Source organism: Moraxella sp. CTOTU48717 (assembly GCF_032057165.1).
Classification (GTDB): domain Bacteria; phylum Pseudomonadota; class Gammaproteobacteria; order Pseudomonadales; family Moraxellaceae; genus Faucicola; species Faucicola tetraodonis.
Genome location: NZ_DAMBBC010000008.1, coordinates 1 through 17,739, shown reverse-complemented (window position 1 = coordinate 17,739; position 17,739 = coordinate 1). Strand labels below are relative to the sequence as shown.

Sequence of the window (17,739 nt, the reverse complement as noted above, 5' to 3'; positions counted from 1 at the left end):
GGATTGAATTTCGCCACTGGATTCTCCTATCGAAATAAAATCTGTAAAAATTCTGGGCTTTCTGCCGAGTTCTTTAAAATCTCTTTAAATGCTTCGGCAATGACAGGTGAGCACATCAAGTCATCTTTATCAGATAGCTTGATGCCAAGCACAGCAGTCAAAACGGCAAAAAGCTCAATGCGACCTTCGCTTTTGAGTTTCGACACACCGCTTTCACTTATCCCAACTTTCTCACCCACTTCTTTTTGACCAACTTCGGAAAGTCGAGTCAATAAAAGCCGTTCGTTCTTTCGTGCGATTTCCTGCAACTCAGGTGATAATTCACTTATCGGTTTATGGCACATAGGTCACTCCTAGGCGGTTTCGGGTTGAAGTTCGTTGTAAGCGTCAATTAAGGCTATTCCATAATCATAAGAAATGCGTTTCTTTGGCTTTCCTTGATTAAGGTCGGAAATGACGCTTTGGCTGACACCGGTTTTTTTAGAAAGCTCAATTTGAGTTTGACTCTCAAGTAGTTTTCTTACAATTTCTGTCCAGTTGGGATTTTGCCCAATCATGAGTATCTCCTAACGTTATTTATTAAAATCATAATATCGTAAATACGTTATTTAATCAACGTCAAAACGTTATTAATTTATATCATAATCACGATAATATATTTAGAGGATTTTAAGATGCTAGAAACAGTGGGAAGCAGGTTAAAAAAGGCTCGCAAATATGCAGGTTTAACCCAAGTCGAATTAGCTAAAAAATCTGGCAGCAAACAAGGTGCTATTTCTGATCTTGAAAGTGGCAGAAATGAAAGCTCAACTAAATTAGTTGAGATGGCACAAGCAATGGGGGTTAGTGCTAATTGGCTCGCTACAGGCAAGGGTGAAATGATACCTTCAATAGAAAAACCAAAGCCCAGTATTGACCTTCCAGCTAGTAGCCCAAGCGTGGTTGACTTAATCACCAATATTAAAGACATGGAAACCAATGGTGAATTATCGCCTCAAGTCATAGCGGCAATTAATGGCGTAATCGATGCGGTAAAATCTGCTAGCCAAGCAACGAATAGTGAAGCCAAAAAGACTCAGCCAATAGATTTCAAGGCACTACAAACAGAAGCGGTGAAAAATCATGGCAAAGATTGAACTATTACCCCCTGATAATTTTAGAACATTTAAAACTTGGGTATCTGACAAAGGCAATCTTAATCCTGTTTTTGTGGCAAGCTTTGCACATCCAAACGAAAAACGCCCTATTGATATGTATGTCAAAATCTATCCTATGACCGTTGAGGATAGATCAATATTTAATGAGATTGTCGCTTATCTTATGGCGGATGCTCTGGGAATACCGCAACCGCAATATGCCTGTATCGCCTTTATACAAGTTGCTGAGATAATGCAAAACGATGATGTGGGTTTTTTTGATACTGATTTTGGCAAAATGATTAGCGAGTATGATACCTACCCTGTTTTTTGTACCTCCAAGATAGATAAAAGCCTGACCGCATTTGAATACACCATACAAGCACATGGCAACTCGCCAACCCCGTCCGCATTGATCACAGAATTAGCCGCATGTAATGGGTTTACTAAAGCCGCTGCTATGGATAGCACCATTGCTCATATCGACAGGCACATGAATAACCTACTTCGTACAGGCAAAAACAAATATTTCTTTATAGACAATGATCAATTGGTCATAAAATATCAGCATCATGGCTGGTTAGTTGCTGACCTAGATGTCAATAAGAAGTATAATAATAAACTCTATGATTTTGCTAAAAAGGCTTTCAATAGCAGACAAATAGGGAAGTTTAACAGTCTGATGATACATGAAAGCCAATCTCACGCCCAAGCATGGCAATCTATTTGTAGTGAGTTAGAAGACTGGAAAAATAAAATCTACCAACAGCACGTTGCTGACTACAATGATTTTATCGAATTCTTATCCGCTCGCTGTGTGAGTGCTCATGCCCATACAACATCAAGGGTACAATTGCTAATATGAATATCTCATGGGAAAACCTAATCACACCTAGCAATGAAAAACCATCTACCATTAGCGGCGAGTGGTTTGCTGTCCGCTTTATGCCCGACCGAGTAACAGGGGAGATTTTTAACCTTGGCGTAGCGTTTATTGATGATTTTTCAGACTGCCATTATCGCCTATTACCCAATGCCAAAGCTTTCGATTGCCTGTTTGGTAGCCTAGGCGTGGCAAATATTCAGTTCATGCTCAATGTCGTTGACGAAATGCTGTCAAAAAATCACTACGACATACCGCCATCACCCCATATTATCTATTCTGAGCGCAGAACTGCCCGTGGCGACAGTATTGATGAAATACTTGATGATTTGTATCGGTCAATGGTGTCGCTTGTCTGTTCGGATGACAAAAAAGATGAAGAAAGCAAGGAGCGAAAAGCTATCCCGACCAAACAGGTGCGTTCAAAAATATTTAGCGATATGAAAAAACGCTATCCAAAAGCCTATGAAAAAGCATATCATCCCGAACCTATCGCCTTGACCAATCCTAGAACTGGTCGCCAAATCACAGTTGATATGCCGATTGCAAGCTATACAGGGTATGAAAGAAACACCAGACAAGATTACTATGCGTCTGTGGTGTCAGCTGCTTACTTAGATTCTGTTCACCGCGTTCACCAAATTAACTATGTAGGCGTGACCAATGTCACCAATATTTGCGAACTGCTGGGCAGAAATGAGGTGGCGCAAGCGGCTTTGATTATTTACAAGCCTGAAGAAAGCAAAATTTTTGATGAAAAGTATCAGCTTGAAACAGATTATGAGCTAGACAAGTGCCTATACTCACTGTACCAGCTTGAGAAGGATGGTTATGATATCAAAATAGATATCCGTGATACCCAAGAAGGCTGCTTGGATTCATTAATGCATTTCATTAGCTAGTATCAGTCATAAACAACAAACCGCTTAATTTAAATATAACCCTATAAGATACTACATTCACTCCTTTTGTCAAACCGCCCACTGAGGCGGTTTTTTTGTGCCTATTTTTCAATAATTACAATTCATTTACAAAAAATATCGTGAAAATGATAATTGAATATCGTTTTTACGGTTGTTATTATATCGTTTTTACGATATTATAAATCCATCACCACGATAAGCCGATTATCGCGAAATTCAATTCCGGCTTAGACAAGCCTAGTTAGTTACTAGGCATAGCTAATCAATCTTAGCCACTGTTGGTACAAGGTGGCTAACGTGGATTAACTCAACAAAGGTGAAATTATGAACATAGAGAAAATCAAGCAAGCCAAAAACATTCGTCAAGTTTTTGCTGAATTAAAAATGCCTTATTCACAACATACTGAACGTGAAGAACTTTTGAGATTCATTGGTGCAAAGTTTCGTGAAGAATGGCAGGTAGTTGGCAGCGAGCAAGCTTTGATTACAGCAAAGCGTCGCATTGTCACGGCAATGGGCGGTACAACTGAACAGTGGCACGAAGTTAGCCAACGCCCAAAAGGTCAAATGCAATTAATTTAAACAACAAAAAACCCTGCGGACTATCACATCAAACAGGGCTTTACTCAACTTATAAGGAGTGACCGAATTATGGCACAAAAACCAAAAACGCGCAAATTTGAAGTGTTTTATCGTGACGCACGATATCCAAAAACGCTTTTAAGCGCCGAAGTCGAAGCATTTAACCCCACGGCAGCGCGCGGCGCGGTGCGTTGGGATGCCTGCAAAGATGGTATCGATATTTCAATCAGCAAGGTTGTCGAAATCAAAGAGGAGTCTGCCGCATGAAAGATAAACTTTTCACCCTCTTAGGCAAGCTCACCTTTGCCATGCTGTGTATCTTGGCATTTTTGGCGGTAGGTAAATTTGTCGGTCACGGCATCAGCAACGCATGGGATAGACAAGCGCAAGGCGAGCAAGCCTACATCAACAGCCACAAAGCTGACATTCAAGCTCACTGGAATAAGGAATAAGCCATGAATATCAGAATCGATATTGAGCAGGTGCGCAAAGTAGTAAATCCAGAAACTTTTTTTTGCTACTTTGGCGCAGTCCTAATCGCAGACAGCGGCGCTGGTCAAGAGACACACTATGCCATTAAAACCATCACCAACAAAACCACGCCAAAAGAATTTTTTGTGAAAAAAAATGGAAAGTGGTTGCCACACGCTAACAAAGAAATCAATGCGCAGTTAACCGAGAAGTTTACTGAGTTTATGGACTTATCGGGCGGACGTTGGGATAAGACCGATCAACCAAACCGCTTAAAGCTACATTTTGAAGATGGCATGACAAAAAACCGTGACCTCAATGCCATGCTCACTGTTATGAAGTTTGACGGCATATTTAACGGTCAATTTATCCGTGTTGAGTATGACGAATACTTTACCCGACCTTTTGACTTATCTAGCGACTGGACAGCGTTTGAGCCATCGAAAGATGATAAAAAGCAAATCGACGCATTCCCTCGTGGCGTTCAACGCTATCTAAGCAAAAAGACCACGGCTATCAAATACCAAACGATGCGCAAAGCTAGTGTGGTTTTCTGATGAATATCAGCGATTACTTTATCCCAGAGCCAAGCGAGAATGACTTGGCTTTAGAACAACATCAAATCGAACTTGAAGACCAACAAAAGGAACAATCTTATGTCAAACCTAGCCGAAGTAATGCCAGCATTGCCGATGACTGCACCGACCACCACTGCCCTTTCTAATAATGGCGTGTTTCAAGTCACTAACTTTAATGAAGCAATTAACGCCGCCAGTTTTCTATCAGGTTCAAGTCTGGTGCCAACTGATTATCGCCGTTGGGTGCCTGTCAAAAACCAATACGGCAAAGCCGTGACCAATGCGGACGGCACACCTCAGTTGATGGAAAACCCAAACGCCACCTCAAACTGCCTTATCGCTTTAAACATGGCAAACCGCATGGGCTATGACCCGCTAATGATTATGCAAAACCTGTATATCATCGAAGGTCGCCCAGCGTGGTCAAGCCAGTTTATCATCGCCGCTATCAACGCCTGTGGCAAATTTGACCCACTACAGTTTGAAATCGTCAACGAGGGCGAAAAGGAAATCGAGTACGTCAACAGCTATTGGGAGAACGGCAAAAAATTATCCAATCAAGCCACTGTCAAACTTGAAAATCTTACCTGCATTGCATGGACAACTGATAAAAAAGGCAATCGTCTGCAATCAGACAAAATCAGCATGGAAATGGCGGTTAAAGAAGGTTGGTATCAGAAGAACGGTAGCAAATGGCAAACAATGGCGGGTCAAATGCTGCGTTATCGTGCAGCCGCTTTCTTTGGTCGCATCTATGCACCAGAGATTTTAATGGGTATCTATGCTGCCGATGAAATCCGTGACTTTGTTGATGTGACGCCAGAGCGTGCGCCACAGCCAGCCGCGCAGCCAAAACAGCAACAACTACCCTGCTACGATATCAAGCCGCTATTAGCGCAAATCGAAGCGATTACCACGCTTGAGCAGGTTAGACCGCTTGGCGAGCATATCAGGGAACTTAGCGAAAATCCAAATGTTAATCTTTGCGGTGATGACCTGCCAACGCTTAGAGATGCTTTGACCGCCAAGCGTGATGTTATCAAAGCCCAACTCGAAAGCGCCAAGACAGATACCGTTGTCGAAGCCGAGCCGGTTGCCAATGATGAGCCAGTCAGCGAGCCGAAAGAAAAAGCCACGTTGACAGGTGAAAAAAAGGTTGCCAGCGACCTGATGAAACTAATCAGCGGCATGACGCTAGATAATGTTAATGATGTTCGCGCTGAACTATACGCTGCCCAAGCGCAGTTAAGCGAGGCAACCTTCAATCAGCTAGATGCAGTGCTTGAAAGCAATCTTGAAGCATTGACCCAAGCCTAACCAAAAAAGTGCCACTGGCAACGGTGGCATTTACCATTGAATAAATAAGCGAGCGAATTATGAAACTAGATAAGACTTTAAATTTCAAGAAAGTGCGGTGTGTTAAGGGTTATGATGATTGCCTGGAAATTGGCAAAGAATACAATGTTATAGATATTAGCGTTGAAATAAAGGTAAAAGATGATAGAGGCGAATTACTTTATTGGGAATCTGACTATTTCGAGCCAGTCCTAGCCGATAACAGCATTAATATACAAGATATCGGTACTGATATCTTAGATACTAACGCTGATATCAAAGATACGCCTAAGTTTAAGATTGGAAGCGGTTTTTATTTTGGATTGAATTCAAAAATCTATATTGTCAAGAAATGTACTGATAATGAAATTTTTGCTAATGACCCTTACGACCCAATCGAATTGCTATCGCTTCGGAAAATTCATTGTTGCCCAGCCACACCCGAAAACTACGAGCGGTTACAAGCCACATTCCCTGATATCGAGTTTGAGCAGCCGCCTAAGGAATTGGCGGGAACCGACCTGGCGAAAGCGTTAATCGAAAAAGGCTGGGTTGGTTTTAATTGTCTGTGTGGGCATAGCGGTGATGAAAATGCAATTACAGACACAATCGTCACCGGCATAAACAATGATGGGCAATTTACTACTATTGATGGACGGCTATTCAGCAACGCTATCCCAATGAAGGGGTGGCGGCCACTGCAAGCGCGAGAGGTGGGATTGTGAATAAAAACCGCCAACGCCGCCATCAATTCTACTATGAGCGATTGAAGCGCGAAAAGTTGAATTATGAGAAGTTTAAACAGGCAGTCAAAGCGCTGCCAATCAATATCGAAATGTTAACCAAGGAAAACCGCAATGACAACAAAACTTGAAACCATGCTCAATGAGCTAATAGAAAACTTGAGTACGGCGCATGTTAACCATGCTGAACTTGAGCCAATCAAGCAAGAAATACTACAAGAAGCGCTTAAGCCGACCGTGTATCAGCTTGAATATTGTGACGGCGAATACACTTGGGTTTTAGTACGCACCTATGATAAAGCAGAATTAGACAAGGTTATTGCAGACGTGCGTGAGTATGATAAAACAATTAAAAACCTTGATTTTGATAATGACGATGCATTGGACAATTGGACTGAAAACCATCCGTTATCAAAATTTAATGACTACAGGTTCGATGATTTACTTGACATAGTTGACGATAAAGATGGGACTTGGGCAAATTACTTGCAAATTGACACCATAAAAGTAAGCGGAGTGAGCCAATGACACTAGAACGCACAACAATGACAATGACGGACGCTGTGGTTCAGCGTCCAGAGCGTCCATTGACACTGGTTGAGAAGTTGGAGCAGAAAGAAAGCGAAGTATCACAAATGATGCAATCTGATGACGCACCTTTTCCATATCACTACATGGCTGGGAAACTTAATGCCTTCCGCGAGATTGTCAACATCGTCAAGCAGCACCAGTCATGGCGCAAAATGCCAAGCGATGAAAAACCGCAGGATATGCAAGCCTACAATCTATTGCTCAAGAACGATAGCAGTGAATACCCTACGCTTTATAGTGTAGGACTATTCAGACAGCATGCAAGCGGTCATGTGTGGCTAAGTCTAGTTGAAGCTGAGAAATACATTGATGAATCAAAAATCTTAGCATGGCAGCCGATGAGTATGCCGAATGATGAATTTTTTGAGAACCTAAAGCAACCGCCAAGCGAGGTGCAAGATGACTAATGACCAAATCAAAGAATTAGCCATAGCCAATGGCTTTAAATTAGAAGAGCAGCCAGACGGCACGATGAACTTAAACCCTTATGTTTATGAGTTTGCAAGCGTGGTTTTCAGTAAAGGCGTTGTAACTGTTTTTGATGATATTTTAACTGACTTAGAAGCCAACGAAAATGCTAATACGATATCAAGCGTTATTAGGTCTGTTAAAAAGCACACTGAAAATTTAAGCGAGACTAACAAAAAAATGTTAGGAAAGATAGCAGGCAAAGAGGAATTAGTATGAAATTAAATGTAGCTAATGTCCGTTATTGGCGAAAGAAAGGCGGCTGCGAGCTGTTAGTTATTTGTGGTCTAAACCTAACAACAGGTATGGCAATTATTGATGATGATAGCGGATTAACGCATGGCAATCAGATTTCTATTGATGAACTAACAAGAGATTACGAGCCTGATAAGATTTTTAATGAAAGCGATTGATAGGGAGTGAGTATGATTGACAATCCAGTGATTGAAGATAAACGACCAAAGAATATGCTAACCGCCGACCAAGCCGCTAAAAAGTTAGGCATGGCAAAGTCAACATTTTATGAAAAGGTCAGAAACAACCAAGCGCCAAAGGGTTACAAGTACCCCAACACGGTAGGCACCTGGTGGATTGAATACGAGCTTGACGATTGGCTTACTGAAAACTTGATACCAGCGTGACTAAGGGCGAGTACACTACTCGCCTTTTTTTATCAGCGAAAAAAGGTAGTCAGCCCATTTTTGCATCATTTCGCGGCGCTCGTCTAACCATTGGACGCGATTGTATGCCCTGCCATTACTATCACGGACTTGGTGCCCAAGTTGCAGCTCTATCCAGCGATAATCATATTTAAACTTTTCTTCAAGCACCGTGCGAGCGATGGCACGAAAACCTTGTGACGTTTGCTCAGTATTTTCAAAGCCCATGCGCCTTAACGCCTGATTAAGCGTATTTTCAGACAATGGGCGTGACGTACTGTTACTTGATGGAAAAACCAATTCAGCGTTTTTATACGCCTTCATCTCTTTTAAAATCTCAACGGCTTGTGCTGGCAAAGGTGAAATCATACTCACGCCAGTGGACTTGCGCGTTTTATTTGGCGTATATGACCAGTTATTATACTCAAAGTCGATATCTTGCCATTTAAGGTGACGTATCTCACCAGGGCGAGCAAACATGATAATGGCAAACAATAACGCCTTTCTTGTCGCAAAATGCCCATGATAACTATAGATTGACTGCACAAGTCTAGTTAATCCTGCTTCATCTAAAATGGCAGGCGCGTGTGTCGTTTCAGGTGTCATAAACACGCCGCGCAGATGAATACATGGATTTTCTTTGGCGCGCCCAGTTGCGATGGCATACGCTATCGTTTGGCTCATCATCGAGCGCATTTTCTCAAGCTTGGTTAAATGCCCTGCGGACTCCACAGGCTTTAACACGCGCATACAATCTTCGGTTGTCACTTGGTTAATTGGCTTATTGCCAATGACCGCTAACATTTCCTTGATATAATTTTCCATCTTTTCAACGGTTTTGGGCGCATACTTTTTGGTGGGCAACCATTCTTCAAAGACGGATTTAAAATCGGTGCGATGTTCGTATTCTTTGCGGCGCTGTTCTTCTTCAAAGTGGGTTTTGGGGTCAATGTCTTTTGACAGTAATTCTTGGCAGTAATTTTTTTGCTTGCGTGCATCCGCCAAATTGACCGAAGGATATCGACCAAGGTTAACCATATCTTTCTTTTTTGTAAAAGGCTTGCTATATTGTAAATACCAAGTTTTGGTACCAGAGCTTGCGACATTTAGCAGTAAACCTTCGCCATCGTACAGTCGATACGGCTTGTCTTTGGGTTTTGCTTTGTCTATCTCGGTATTGGTGAGTGGCAGGGTTTGGCGGGGCATAACAGTAATCCATTTTGCAAAAGCAGTAAATTATCAAAATTTACGCCTAGATTACTGCTAAAAATCACATATTGCAACATACGCTCACATACACAAGCATACAATAAAAAAGCCCAAACTCGCTGTGAGTCTAGGCTTTTCATACGTTAGCATACATCAGCATACTATCAAATGGTACCAGTGGTCGGACTCGAACCGACACGCTTTTAAAGGCAACGGATTTTGAATCCGTCGTGTCTACCAATTTCACCACACTGGCATAGATGGCTATAGCTTTTTAGTTTATTTCTAATTGGCTATGTGGGGTGGTATTTTAGCAACTTTTTTTTTTTTTGCAACAACTTTTTCAATTATTTCTCCCTCAGAATAAGAAATACGTAAAAAATAATTTTTCAATAAAATCGATACGTTTTTTACACACTCACTTACTACTTTGTATAGTATTCTTGCCCGCCACTTAATCATAATATCGCTAAAACTAGGGTAAAATTTGTTAATTTATGACTTTTAATCAACCTGCTTCGATCTTTTTTAATAGGATGCTATGTATTGTCACAGCATTAATGGCGGGTTGTAATTCTTCAAATAACAATCAAAATTCAACGGCGGCCAATAATCAATCTAGCAAAGAACCTGCCAAAACAATTTCAACCAATGCGCCTGTTGCCTCTTCACCCAAAGCGACTGAGACTCTACGTATTGCCGCTTTTTCCAATCTTCGCATGGTATTGCCTATTTTGGTATCAGATTTTAACCATAATTACCCGAATATAAAGATTCAAATTACTTTTGCGCCTAATACTGCGCTGTATGATAAGGTCAATGCCAATCCTCAAAGTTTTGATATTTATTTAGCGGGTAATCAGAGTTATCCAAAGCAAATGCTTGCCAGTGTTAAGGGTGTTAAATCATCGCCTTTTACTTATACCCGTGGTCAGTTAGTGCTTTATAGTCACAAATACCCTATGGACATTAGCCCTACAACCACGCTTGATCAATTGATGCTCGACAATAAACCCTTTAGTTTAGCGATAGCCAATCCAGAGAATTTAGCTTATGGCGTGGCAGCAGAAGCCTGGTTGGTCAATCAAAACCTTTATAATAATATCAAGCCTAAGATTATTTATACCAATACCCTAGATGAAACTTTTGCGTTAACTGAAAGTGGAAAAGCAGATTTTGGATTTGTAAGCCTCTCGCAAGTATTGAATAAACCCAATAACATTGCCCTGCAAAATGTCAATACACTAAGCAATAACTACTTGATACTGCCTAAAAATAGTTATCCGCCAATTCTGCAAGATGGCATCATTTTGAATCACCCTGAAACCAGTCAAATCTTTGTGGATTATCTAAAGTCGGTAAAAGCACAAGATGTTTTAACCGATGCGGGGTTTTTGCCGATTTGTACCTCGACAACTATCTTACCTGCTTGCAAATAGGGGGTTGGGTGTTAATTATCCGCTACTTGCAAGTCGCGAATTAATTTGCAATCGCTGATTTTAATTGATTAGCCAGCGCTGCTAGACGCTCATGATCGCCCTGTCGATCTTCATGCAAGCCGAGATGATAGATACTGCTTGGAATCAAATGAACGTGGTAATGAAATACCGATTGTCCTGCTTCTGCATTATTTAACTGCATCTGCACAATACCTTGGCGGTTAAATATCTTGCGCTGCGCTGCCATGACTTTTTGCGCGGTGCTGAAAACTGACACAATATACTCTACTGGCATATCCGACAATTCAACGGCTTCACATTTTGGAATGACTAAAACATGCCCTTCTGCCATTGGCATGATATCCATAAAGGCAAGCGTTTTATCATCTTCATAAACTTTATGGCTAGGAATCTCGCCACGAAGAATTTTGGCAAAAATATTTTGATTGTCATACTGCATTGATTACATTCCTTTTCTTATTTAAATCAGACTAAAAAACGAGGCTAAGAAATAAGCCCTAGCAATTAGACTCAGCAAAAAAATCTAATATGGTTTCATTCAAGATAAATTGGCGATCATCACCTAGCATAGTCACATCATAATTATGTACAAAGCTGACTGATAGGGCACGGCTGGGATCACACCAAGCCATTGACCCATTATATCCCATATGTCCAAATGCATCAGACACATCATGGAATAGACTAAACACGCGATGGTAACCGAGTCGCCATGCCATAACCGCTGGCATGATTTTGTCAAATTGCTCATTGTGAATGGTTGAAAGCGCCTTAAAAACAGCAGAATTGATTAGCGTTTTACCTTGCCAAACGCCGCGATTTGCAAGCATTGCATATATTGTAGCCAACGCTATCGCACTGGCGACACCATTTGCGGCAGGAATTTTCGCCTGTAGCGTGACAGGGTGATAATAATTAAATTGTCTGCTACCGATGGGTACCAGCGCAGATTTATAGTCTTCGATATTGATATTAGCAGGTTGAAAATACAGCGCGTTAATGGCCTGCGTTGTCAAAGGAGAGCCCGATTGAGACAATGTTAACCACTCGGGGTAAAAAGGCAGTGATTGATAAAATTGTAGCGTTGAGTCGGCATCTTGAGTGAGTAAAGGTTTGGCTTGAGTCTCTTTGGCACGTATTTGACCGGCAACCTGCTCGACTTTGTCTTTGGGTACCCCAAAATAGACTTGACCGACCAAATTAAGCGGTTCCAATAAATAATATTCTAGCACTTGCTGCAGGGGCAATTGGGTTACTTTTTCAATCAGCCCACCTAATACCCAGCCTGATACCAAGGCACTATAAGCGGCGCTAGAATCCGCACTGGATTGAGTCGACTGATTAACAGAATCTTTATTAGCTGAACCACTACCTGAACTATGCGTATTAGTTGGACTATTTAATGCCATTTGCTCAACATTACTGAGCATCAATTGCCAATCTAGCATGTCTTTGGCATGTTCGGTAATACTGACAATATTAAATAATCCCGATTCGTGCGTTAGTATATCGCGCAAAGTGACGCTATCTTTGCCATTTTGGGCAAACGCTGGCCAATAACTAGCAAGGGTTTTGTCATAGGCTAAAAGGTTTTGACTCACTAAAATATGAATCAACGTAACCAGTATTCCCTTGCCTGTCGAAAAATTCAGCGACAGGGTGGATGGCTGCCAAGGGGTAATTTGCTGGTTAGTTTTATCAATATTTGCTACGCCATGGGCCAGTTGAGTGACCGCTTTACCTTGATGAAAAATGACAAGACTGCAGCCACCTACCTTTTGATTAAGATCAAATTGTGATAACAGTTGTGCTAGGCTTTGATTGAGCGCTTGATAATCCATTAAATCCTTCATTGCTTCAATAGCATCCTAAAAAACCATTTCCTAAAAACCATTGTGCTAAAAAACACCTTGCTAAAAAAATAGCCGCTTAACATTGAACCCTTATTGACCTTCTTTTTATCGCTATTATTTAGCCTGCGCTTGGGTGATTTTCCCAATCAAATTGGCTTTTGGTGTAGTAGAATCATACACACCAAAATCCACCTGCTCATCACGATTATCAAATTTTGCGATAAACTCCACCTCAGAGGGCAAAAAAATCGGCAATTTAAACGTCACATCACAGGTAAAGCTCTCTGGCAAATCGCCCAACGCCCCCAAGCATTTGGCTTTGGTCCACATACCATGGGCAATGGCTTTTGGAAAACCAAATGCCTTGGCGGATAAAGGATGCAAATGAATCAGATTAAAATCCCCAGAGATAAACGCATAGCGACGCCCGATATCTTCGGGAATTTCCCAAAATTCATGCATATCGTTGTCATCAAGTGTGGGCTTGGCTTCTACTTGCGTCGTCGATGATTTTTGAGTCGTTTTTTGACGTTTTTGGCGTGATAAATACGTCGAAGTCCCTTCCCAAACCAGTTCATCTTTTTCAAAAACTTTAGTCACAAAATCAAATTGCTTACCACGATCATGGTCGCGCAGGTTAGCAAAGCTCACCGCCATTTTAAAAATTGCGCTATCTTTAATGCGCCGATATTGGGTAACACTGTTTTGCACATGAATCAAGCCGAGCATAGCAAAGGGAAATGGCTCTTTGACCATCATGTTCATCTGTAACGACTGCGACAGCACCGCAAAATACGTCGGGGGCACATAGCTATTGTTTTCAAAACCACAAATCCTCCGGTAATCGGCTAAGTTATCATGGTCGATTTCAAGCATATTGACGCTATAAGTAGCATTGGGCAACACCGCATTGGCTGATTTATCTTGGTCGCCAATGGGTAAAAAACTTTTAATAATATTGGCATAGGTGGTGTGCGGCTTTGGCAAACGACTAAAATTTTGGTCTGACATACAGACTGTCCTTACTTTTTTACTTTTTAAGCTTGAGCCAAAAAATGGCTATTTGATTAGATAGTGTTCGGGTATATTCCATTACTTTTCATTACCGTCAGATCTCAAAATCTGAGAACTTAACTTATTATAAACCAATGTCACACTCTAATTGTTGATTTTTTGCATAAAGCTTAGTTTAAGTTTGACTTAGAAAAAATAATGAAAAAAAATCAGTAGCGATATTTTCGATACTGATTTTTTCAGCCCGTCAATAATTACGCACCCAACACACTTTGACCACAGACACGGACAATGTTGCCATTGATGCCGCCCGATGCAGGGCAAGCCAGCCAAGCAATGGTTTCAGCCACATCAATCGGCAAACCGCCCTGGCTCATTGAGTTCATCCTGCGACCTGCTTCTCGAATCGCAAAAGGTATCGCAGCGGTCATTTGGGTTTCGATAAATCCTGGGGCTACCGCGTTGATGGTAATACCGTTCTTCAACGTAGGCGCAGTCGCTTGTACCGCGCCAATCACGCCAGCTTTGCTCATGGCATAATTGGTCTGTCCCAAATTGCCGGCAATACCACTAATGGATGATACACATACAATTCTCGCGTTTTCATTGAAACTGTCATGACTGAGCAGATAATCATCAATTTTTTCTTCTGCATTGAGATTGACGTTCATGACGGCATCCCACATGTTATCATCCATTTTTGCCAATGTCTTGTCACGGGTTATGCCGGCATTGTGGACAATACCATCTAAGCCGCCACGTTTGGCTGCCGCTGCGGCTATTTTTTCGCCAGCATCGTCGGCTGTGATATCTAATGTTAAGGTAGAACCGCCTATCTCACCTGCCACTTTTTGCAAGTCCGATTGCTGTGCAGCCACATCGACACAGATGACATGTGCGCCATCACGCGACAATACTTTCGCGATGGCTTCACCAATACCTCGGCTCGCACCAGTCACCACCAGTGTTTTACCTTTTAAAGGCTTTTGCCAATCAACCGTGACTGGGTTGCCTTCACCCACTCTCACCACTTGTCCTGACACATACGCAGAACGCGGTGAGGCAAAAAAACGTAAAGTAGATTCAAGGTTTTGCGCCGCATTTGGGTCTACATAGATAAGCTGGCTTGTGATACCGCGCTTAAACTCTTTACCGACGGATTTGACAAATCCTTCTAAAGCACGCTGGGCGGCTGCCTGTGCGATACTGGTGCATTTTTCAGGTGGCAAGCCAATGACGATAACGCGACCTGAGCGGTCAATCGAACGCGCAATCGGATGAAAGAAGTTGTAAACTTGTTTCAGCTCATGGGTTGTGTTAATACCTGAAGCATCGAAAATAGCCACTTTAAAATACTGATTCGCGCCAAACTGCTCGGCGTCAATCGTCGCATTTTGTAAAGCATCACGCGCTGACTCATTGAGGTCTAGATAGACATCCGCTTGCACATTGGCCAATACTTTGGCGATGTCATTTGCCAGGACAGCGTTTTCACTGACCCCAAAAATGACACTGCCTGTCACAGGTGCTTGACCGTCTTTATAACGTTCAAGGCTGATTGGCATCGGTAGCCCCAAATTTTGGGCAATCTTACGTCCCAATGGATTTTGCACAAATTCGGAATAATGGTCTGACATAAGGACTCCTTTGAAGAATTAGTTTTGCTTAGGCTATTAGATAAGGCTCAATTAAAAAGTAAGTTAAACACTCAATTAAATACAGCTGCTAAACCTATTTACTGTGTAAATTTTATACCAATCAAGCAGCCTTGAATAGTCATATCAAATAAAATTTTATTGGTTTTATTGATTTATATAAATTATCGTTATATATATACCTTTAGGCGATATTTTTGTCTAAGTTTTATGGTAACATCACTGCAACTTAAAAAGTTTAGTTATTTTTAAAAAATTTAGTTATTTTTAAAAAGTTATTTGGTTTAAGCTTAGCCAATTTTTTTAATTGATTGCTCAAAAGGACTTTTCTATGGACAATTTTCAACATCCCACTCACCAGCCTACTGGCAAAAAGGTCGCTATTTTAGGTGGCAACCGTATTCCATTCGCTCGCTCAAATGGCCAATACGCCAATGTCAGCAACTCTGAAATGTTGACAGCTGCGCTTAACGGCTTGGTGGAACGCTATAACTTACAAGATAAACGCTTGGGTGAAGTTGTGGCGGGCGCGGTCATTAAATTAAGCCGTGATATCAATCTCACCCGTGAATGTGTGTTAAGTACGGCGTTAAGTCCGCAAACGCCTGCTTACGATGTGTCACAAGCGTGTGGCACTGGACTACAAGCGGCTTTCGCAGTGAGCAATAAAATCGCCTTGGGGCTGATTGATTCAGGGATTGCAGGCGGTGTTGACACCACTTCTGATGCCCCTTTAGGCATTGGTGATGGGCTGCGTAAAGCGCTGTTAAAACTTAATAATGCCAAAACCAATAAAGATCGCTTACAAGCGTTATTAAGCATTAATCCAAAAGACTTGATTGATGCACCGCAAAATGGTGAACCGCGTACTAAATTATCGATGGGTGACCACCAAGCCATCACCGCACTTGAATGGGCGATCACCCGTGAAGCGCAAGATGAGTTTACCTTTAATAGTCATAAAAACTTGGCGCGTGCGTACGATGAGGGTTTTTTTGATGATTTAATCACGCCATTTAAGGGTTTAACACGCGACAATAATCTACGTCCTGATATTTCGTTAGAAAAATTGGCGTCATTAAAACCTGTATTTGGTAAGAAAAATGCCAACCCAACCATGACGGCGGGCAACTCAACACCGTTGACCGATGGCGCATCTTGTGTGTTATTAGGGACAGATGAGTGGGCTGCAGCGAATGGATTAAAACCGCTTGCTTATCTCACCTACCAAGAAACCGCTGCAGTTGATTTTACAGGTAAAAAAGGTGTTAAAGAAGGCTTATTGATGGCACCTGCGTATGCTGTGCCACGTATGTTGGAACGTGCAGGATTAACGCTGCAAGACTTTGATTATTATGAAATTCATGAAGCATTTGCCTCACAGGTATTGTCTACGCTTGCTGCGTGGGAAGACGAAAGTTTTTGTAAAGAGCGCTTAGGTCTTGATAAGCCACTTGGCGCGATTGACCGCAGTAAACTTAACGTAAATGGCTCATCACTTGCTGCAGGACATCCGTTTGCCGCAACGGGTGGTCGCATTCTTGCCAGCACCGCTAAACTACTGGATCAAAAAGGGTCAGGTCGTGCGCTGATTTCTATCTGTGCGGCGGGCGGACAAGGTGTGGTCGCCATTTTAGAAAAATAATCAACTAGCTAATACCAAGTACTTATACTTAAGTACTTATACCTAAGTACTTAAGTATTCAAATAATTGATAAATAAGTACTTAAAAAATAGTGTAAAAAAGGCGAGATAACGAACTCGCCTTTTTTATCGCCTAACTAAATTTGATCGGTTTTTCGCCATCTTCATCTTGCGGTTTATTTGGGTAGTGATGATCATGACCGATATCACAGTCTTCTGCCGCTTTTTTGGGTCGATGAATATAGCCAGTGCGCTCTTCTACGCCCAAAAATTCATGCTCCCACACCATCACCGCTTGCATACAAGTTTGACGCTGTTCCTCCGTCAACTTTCGACCATCTTCCCATTTGCCAAGCGAAATCGCTTGACGAAATTTTTCAACAATTTCAGGCGTTAACGCTGATAAAATCGCTTGTTTATCCATGACTGAATTGTCCTTATACCCTTGAATAAATCAGAATAGTTTAAAAAAATTTTGCTAAATAAACCCCACTCTCAACACTTTTAAGCGGGGTTGAAACAAAGAAGGCATGAA

26 protein-coding genes and 1 tRNA gene are annotated in these 17,739 nt (G+C 41.7%); 18 read left to right on the top strand and 9 right to left on the bottom strand.

What is annotated here, in order from left to right; genetic code table 11:
* Positions 1 to 26: 26 nt before the first annotated feature.
* Together RT084_RS06150 and RT084_RS06145 are read right to left on the bottom strand one after the other, a co-directional pair.
* On the bottom strand, positions 27 to 344 hold the full coding sequence (locus tag RT084_RS06150; RefSeq protein WP_313098168.1) for a CII family transcriptional regulator: 318 nt from the start codon (positions 342 to 344) through the stop codon (positions 27 to 29).
* Positions 345 to 353: 9 nt separating this feature from the next.
* Positions 354 to 557 carry a helix-turn-helix domain-containing protein gene (locus RT084_RS06145; protein ID WP_313098165.1) on the bottom strand — a complete coding sequence of 68 codons (204 nt, stop codon included), beginning with the start codon at positions 555 to 557 and terminating at the stop codon, positions 354 to 356.
* Between the two features lie 117 nt (positions 558 to 674).
* Between RT084_RS06145 and RT084_RS06140 the strand changes: the two genes are divergently transcribed.
* The 16 genes from RT084_RS06140 to RT084_RS06065 all read left to right on the top strand — a co-directional run bounded on the left by RT084_RS06140 (position 675) and on the right by RT084_RS06065 (position 8,351).
* Positions 675 to 1,136: a helix-turn-helix domain-containing protein gene (locus RT084_RS06140; RefSeq protein WP_313098162.1), complete on the top strand. Its 462-nt coding sequence runs from the start codon at positions 675 to 677 to the stop codon at positions 1,134 to 1,136.
* Positions 1,123 to 2,001, top strand: coding sequence for a hypothetical protein (locus RT084_RS06135; protein WP_313098159.1), 879 nt, complete (start codon positions 1,123 to 1,125; stop codon positions 1,999 to 2,001). The genes RT084_RS06140 and RT084_RS06135 overlap by 14 nt, the downstream gene beginning before the upstream one ends.
* Positions 1,998 to 2,921 (top strand): DUF3037 domain-containing protein, encoded by a 924-nt coding sequence (locus RT084_RS06130; protein WP_313098156.1) that lies wholly within the window; start codon positions 1,998 to 2,000, stop codon positions 2,919 to 2,921. Before RT084_RS06135 ends, RT084_RS06130 begins: the two co-directional genes overlap by 4 nt.
* Before the next feature lie 345 nt (positions 2,922 to 3,266).
* A complete protein-coding gene (locus RT084_RS06125; RefSeq protein WP_313098152.1) occupies positions 3,267 to 3,524 on the top strand; it encodes a hypothetical protein in 258 nt (85 codons plus the stop codon).
* A gap of 69 nt (positions 3,525 to 3,593) precedes the next feature.
* Complete coding sequence (locus RT084_RS06120) at positions 3,594 to 3,791, top strand: hypothetical protein (RefSeq protein ID WP_313098149.1); 198 nt, start codon at positions 3,594 to 3,596, stop codon at positions 3,789 to 3,791.
* Positions 3,788 to 3,976, top strand: coding sequence for a hypothetical protein (locus RT084_RS06115; RefSeq protein ID WP_313098146.1), 189 nt, complete (start codon positions 3,788 to 3,790; stop codon positions 3,974 to 3,976). The genes RT084_RS06120 and RT084_RS06115 overlap by 4 nt, the downstream gene beginning before the upstream one ends.
* A gap of 3 nt (positions 3,977 to 3,979) precedes the next feature.
* The gene (locus tag RT084_RS06110) at positions 3,980 to 4,552 is read left to right on the top strand and encodes a hypothetical protein (protein WP_313098143.1); all 573 of its coding nucleotides are present in this window, start codon (positions 3,980 to 3,982) and stop codon (positions 4,550 to 4,552) included.
* A complete protein-coding gene (locus RT084_RS06105; RefSeq protein WP_313098140.1) occupies positions 4,552 to 4,719 on the top strand; it encodes a hypothetical protein in 168 nt (55 codons plus the stop codon). The genes RT084_RS06110 and RT084_RS06105 overlap by 1 nt, the downstream gene beginning before the upstream one ends.
* Positions 4,652 to 5,890, top strand: a complete 1,239-nt coding sequence (locus RT084_RS06100) for a recombinase RecT (protein WP_313098137.1) — start codon at positions 4,652 to 4,654, stop codon at positions 5,888 to 5,890. The genes RT084_RS06105 and RT084_RS06100 overlap by 68 nt, the downstream gene beginning before the upstream one ends.
* A 59-nt stretch (positions 5,891 to 5,949) precedes the next feature.
* Positions 5,950 to 6,633, top strand: coding sequence for a hypothetical protein (locus RT084_RS06095; RefSeq protein WP_313098134.1), 684 nt, complete (start codon positions 5,950 to 5,952; stop codon positions 6,631 to 6,633).
* Positions 6,630 to 6,782: a hypothetical protein gene (locus tag RT084_RS06090; RefSeq protein ID WP_313098131.1), complete on the top strand. Its 153-nt coding sequence runs from the start codon at positions 6,630 to 6,632 to the stop codon at positions 6,780 to 6,782. The genes RT084_RS06095 and RT084_RS06090 overlap by 4 nt, the downstream gene beginning before the upstream one ends.
* Positions 6,766 to 7,179: a hypothetical protein gene (locus RT084_RS06085; protein ID WP_313098128.1), complete on the top strand. Its 414-nt coding sequence runs from the start codon at positions 6,766 to 6,768 to the stop codon at positions 7,177 to 7,179. Before RT084_RS06090 ends, RT084_RS06085 begins: the two co-directional genes overlap by 17 nt.
* Positions 7,176 to 7,649: a hypothetical protein gene (locus RT084_RS06080; protein ID WP_313098125.1), complete on the top strand. Its 474-nt coding sequence runs from the start codon at positions 7,176 to 7,178 to the stop codon at positions 7,647 to 7,649. The genes RT084_RS06085 and RT084_RS06080 overlap by 4 nt, the downstream gene beginning before the upstream one ends.
* The gene (locus RT084_RS06075; protein ID WP_313098122.1) at positions 7,642 to 7,929 is read left to right on the top strand and encodes a hypothetical protein; all 288 of its coding nucleotides are present in this window, start codon (positions 7,642 to 7,644) and stop codon (positions 7,927 to 7,929) included. Before RT084_RS06080 ends, RT084_RS06075 begins: the two co-directional genes overlap by 8 nt.
* Complete coding sequence (locus RT084_RS06070) at positions 7,926 to 8,123, top strand: hypothetical protein (RefSeq protein ID WP_313098117.1); 198 nt, start codon at positions 7,926 to 7,928, stop codon at positions 8,121 to 8,123. Before RT084_RS06075 ends, RT084_RS06070 begins: the two co-directional genes overlap by 4 nt.
* Positions 8,124 to 8,135: 12 nt before the next feature.
* The gene (locus tag RT084_RS06065; RefSeq protein WP_313098113.1) at positions 8,136 to 8,351 is read left to right on the top strand and encodes a helix-turn-helix transcriptional regulator; all 216 of its coding nucleotides are present in this window, start codon (positions 8,136 to 8,138) and stop codon (positions 8,349 to 8,351) included.
* Positions 8,352 to 8,366: 15 nt separating this feature from the next.
* Here the strand turns inward: RT084_RS06065 and RT084_RS06060 are convergent, their stop codons facing one another.
* The gene (locus tag RT084_RS06060) at positions 8,367 to 9,575 is read right to left on the bottom strand and encodes a tyrosine-type recombinase/integrase (protein WP_313098103.1); all 1,209 of its coding nucleotides are present in this window, start codon (positions 9,573 to 9,575) and stop codon (positions 8,367 to 8,369) included.
* 172 nt (positions 9,576 to 9,747) lie between these two features.
* Positions 9,748 to 9,834 (bottom strand) — tRNA-Leu (locus RT084_RS06055).
* 241 nt (positions 9,835 to 10,075) lie between these two features.
* Here RT084_RS06055 and modA point away from each other — a divergent pair.
* Complete coding sequence (modA, locus tag RT084_RS06050; RefSeq protein WP_313098098.1) at positions 10,076 to 11,017, top strand: molybdate ABC transporter substrate-binding protein; 942 nt, start codon at positions 10,076 to 10,078, stop codon at positions 11,015 to 11,017.
* Between the two features lie 40 nt (positions 11,018 to 11,057).
* On the opposite strand, the gene RT084_RS06045 is transcribed toward modA, so the two are convergent.
* The 4 genes from RT084_RS06045 to RT084_RS06030 form a co-directional block, all read right to left on the bottom strand.
* Positions 11,058 to 11,477, bottom strand: coding sequence for an HIT family protein (locus tag RT084_RS06045; protein ID WP_313098096.1), 420 nt, complete (start codon positions 11,475 to 11,477; stop codon positions 11,058 to 11,060).
* A gap of 58 nt (positions 11,478 to 11,535) precedes the next feature.
* On the bottom strand, positions 11,536 to 12,891 hold the full coding sequence (locus tag RT084_RS06040; protein WP_313098094.1) for a serine hydrolase domain-containing protein: 1,356 nt from the start codon (positions 12,889 to 12,891) through the stop codon (positions 11,536 to 11,538).
* A gap of 114 nt (positions 12,892 to 13,005) precedes the next feature.
* Complete coding sequence (locus RT084_RS06035) at positions 13,006 to 13,902, bottom strand: MaoC family dehydratase (protein WP_312385630.1); 897 nt, start codon at positions 13,900 to 13,902, stop codon at positions 13,006 to 13,008.
* A 257-nt stretch (positions 13,903 to 14,159) separates the two neighbouring features.
* Positions 14,160 to 15,542 carry a 3-oxoacyl-ACP reductase gene (locus RT084_RS06030; protein ID WP_312385629.1) on the bottom strand — a complete coding sequence of 461 codons (1,383 nt, stop codon included), beginning with the start codon at positions 15,540 to 15,542 and terminating at the stop codon, positions 14,160 to 14,162.
* A 349-nt stretch (positions 15,543 to 15,891) separates the two neighbouring features.
* On the opposite strand from RT084_RS06030, the gene RT084_RS06025 reads away from it, so the two are divergent.
* Positions 15,892 to 17,205, top strand: a complete 1,314-nt coding sequence (locus RT084_RS06025; protein WP_095355327.1) for an acetyl-CoA C-acetyltransferase — start codon at positions 15,892 to 15,894, stop codon at positions 17,203 to 17,205.
* Positions 17,206 to 17,337: 132 nt separating this feature from the next.
* Here RT084_RS06025 and RT084_RS06020 read toward each other — a convergent pair whose 3' ends face one another.
* Complete coding sequence (locus tag RT084_RS06020; protein ID WP_036595824.1) at positions 17,338 to 17,628, bottom strand: YeaC family protein; 291 nt, start codon at positions 17,626 to 17,628, stop codon at positions 17,338 to 17,340.
* Between the last annotated feature and the right edge of the window lie 111 nt (positions 17,629 to 17,739).

What these genes read in the sequence shown, in the direction of transcription:
- RT084_RS06150 (WP_313098168.1), bottom strand. Translation starts at nt 344, where the DNA reads ATGTGCCATAAACCGATAAGTGAATTATCACCTGAGTTGCAGGAAATC.
- RT084_RS06145 (WP_313098165.1), bottom strand. Translation starts at nt 557, where the DNA reads ATGATTGGGCAAAATCCCAACTGGACAGAAATTGTAAGAAAACTACTT.
- RT084_RS06140 (WP_313098162.1), top strand. Translation starts at nt 675, where the DNA reads ATGCTAGAAACAGTGGGAAGCAGGTTAAAAAAGGCTCGCAAATATGCA.
- RT084_RS06135 (WP_313098159.1), top strand. Translation starts at nt 1,123, where the DNA reads ATGGCAAAGATTGAACTATTACCCCCTGATAATTTTAGAACATTTAAA.
- RT084_RS06130 (WP_313098156.1), top strand. Translation starts at nt 1,998, where the DNA reads ATGAATATCTCATGGGAAAACCTAATCACACCTAGCAATGAAAAACCA.
- RT084_RS06125 (WP_313098152.1), top strand. Translation starts at nt 3,267, where the DNA reads ATGAACATAGAGAAAATCAAGCAAGCCAAAAACATTCGTCAAGTTTTT.
- RT084_RS06120 (WP_313098149.1), top strand. Translation starts at nt 3,594, where the DNA reads ATGGCACAAAAACCAAAAACGCGCAAATTTGAAGTGTTTTATCGTGAC.
- RT084_RS06115 (WP_313098146.1), top strand. Translation starts at nt 3,788, where the DNA reads ATGAAAGATAAACTTTTCACCCTCTTAGGCAAGCTCACCTTTGCCATG.
- RT084_RS06110 (WP_313098143.1), top strand. Translation starts at nt 3,980, where the DNA reads ATGAATATCAGAATCGATATTGAGCAGGTGCGCAAAGTAGTAAATCCA.
- RT084_RS06105 (WP_313098140.1), top strand. Translation starts at nt 4,552, where the DNA reads ATGAATATCAGCGATTACTTTATCCCAGAGCCAAGCGAGAATGACTTG.
- RT084_RS06100 (WP_313098137.1), top strand. Translation starts at nt 4,652, where the DNA reads ATGTCAAACCTAGCCGAAGTAATGCCAGCATTGCCGATGACTGCACCG.
- RT084_RS06095 (WP_313098134.1), top strand. Translation starts at nt 5,950, where the DNA reads ATGAAACTAGATAAGACTTTAAATTTCAAGAAAGTGCGGTGTGTTAAG.
- RT084_RS06085 (WP_313098128.1), top strand. Translation starts at nt 6,766, where the DNA reads ATGACAACAAAACTTGAAACCATGCTCAATGAGCTAATAGAAAACTTG.
- RT084_RS06080 (WP_313098125.1), top strand. Translation starts at nt 7,176, where the DNA reads ATGACACTAGAACGCACAACAATGACAATGACGGACGCTGTGGTTCAG.
- RT084_RS06075 (WP_313098122.1), top strand. Translation starts at nt 7,642, where the DNA reads ATGACTAATGACCAAATCAAAGAATTAGCCATAGCCAATGGCTTTAAA.
- RT084_RS06070 (WP_313098117.1), top strand. Translation starts at nt 7,926, where the DNA reads ATGAAATTAAATGTAGCTAATGTCCGTTATTGGCGAAAGAAAGGCGGC.
- RT084_RS06065 (WP_313098113.1), top strand. Translation starts at nt 8,136, where the DNA reads ATGATTGACAATCCAGTGATTGAAGATAAACGACCAAAGAATATGCTA.
- RT084_RS06060 (WP_313098103.1), bottom strand. Translation starts at nt 9,575, where the DNA reads ATGCCCCGCCAAACCCTGCCACTCACCAATACCGAGATAGACAAAGCA.
- modA (WP_313098098.1), top strand. Translation starts at nt 10,076, where the DNA reads ATGACTTTTAATCAACCTGCTTCGATCTTTTTTAATAGGATGCTATGT.
- RT084_RS06045 (WP_313098096.1), bottom strand. Translation starts at nt 11,477, where the DNA reads ATGCAGTATGACAATCAAAATATTTTTGCCAAAATTCTTCGTGGCGAG.
- RT084_RS06040 (WP_313098094.1), bottom strand. Translation starts at nt 12,891, where the DNA reads ATGAAGGATTTAATGGATTATCAAGCGCTCAATCAAAGCCTAGCACAA.
- RT084_RS06035 (WP_312385630.1), bottom strand. Translation starts at nt 13,902, where the DNA reads ATGTCAGACCAAAATTTTAGTCGTTTGCCAAAGCCGCACACCACCTAT.
- RT084_RS06030 (WP_312385629.1), bottom strand. Translation starts at nt 15,542, where the DNA reads ATGTCAGACCATTATTCCGAATTTGTGCAAAATCCATTGGGACGTAAG.
- RT084_RS06025 (WP_095355327.1), top strand. Translation starts at nt 15,892, where the DNA reads ATGGACAATTTTCAACATCCCACTCACCAGCCTACTGGCAAAAAGGTC.
- RT084_RS06020 (WP_036595824.1), bottom strand. Translation starts at nt 17,628, where the DNA reads ATGGATAAACAAGCGATTTTATCAGCGTTAACGCCTGAAATTGTTGAA.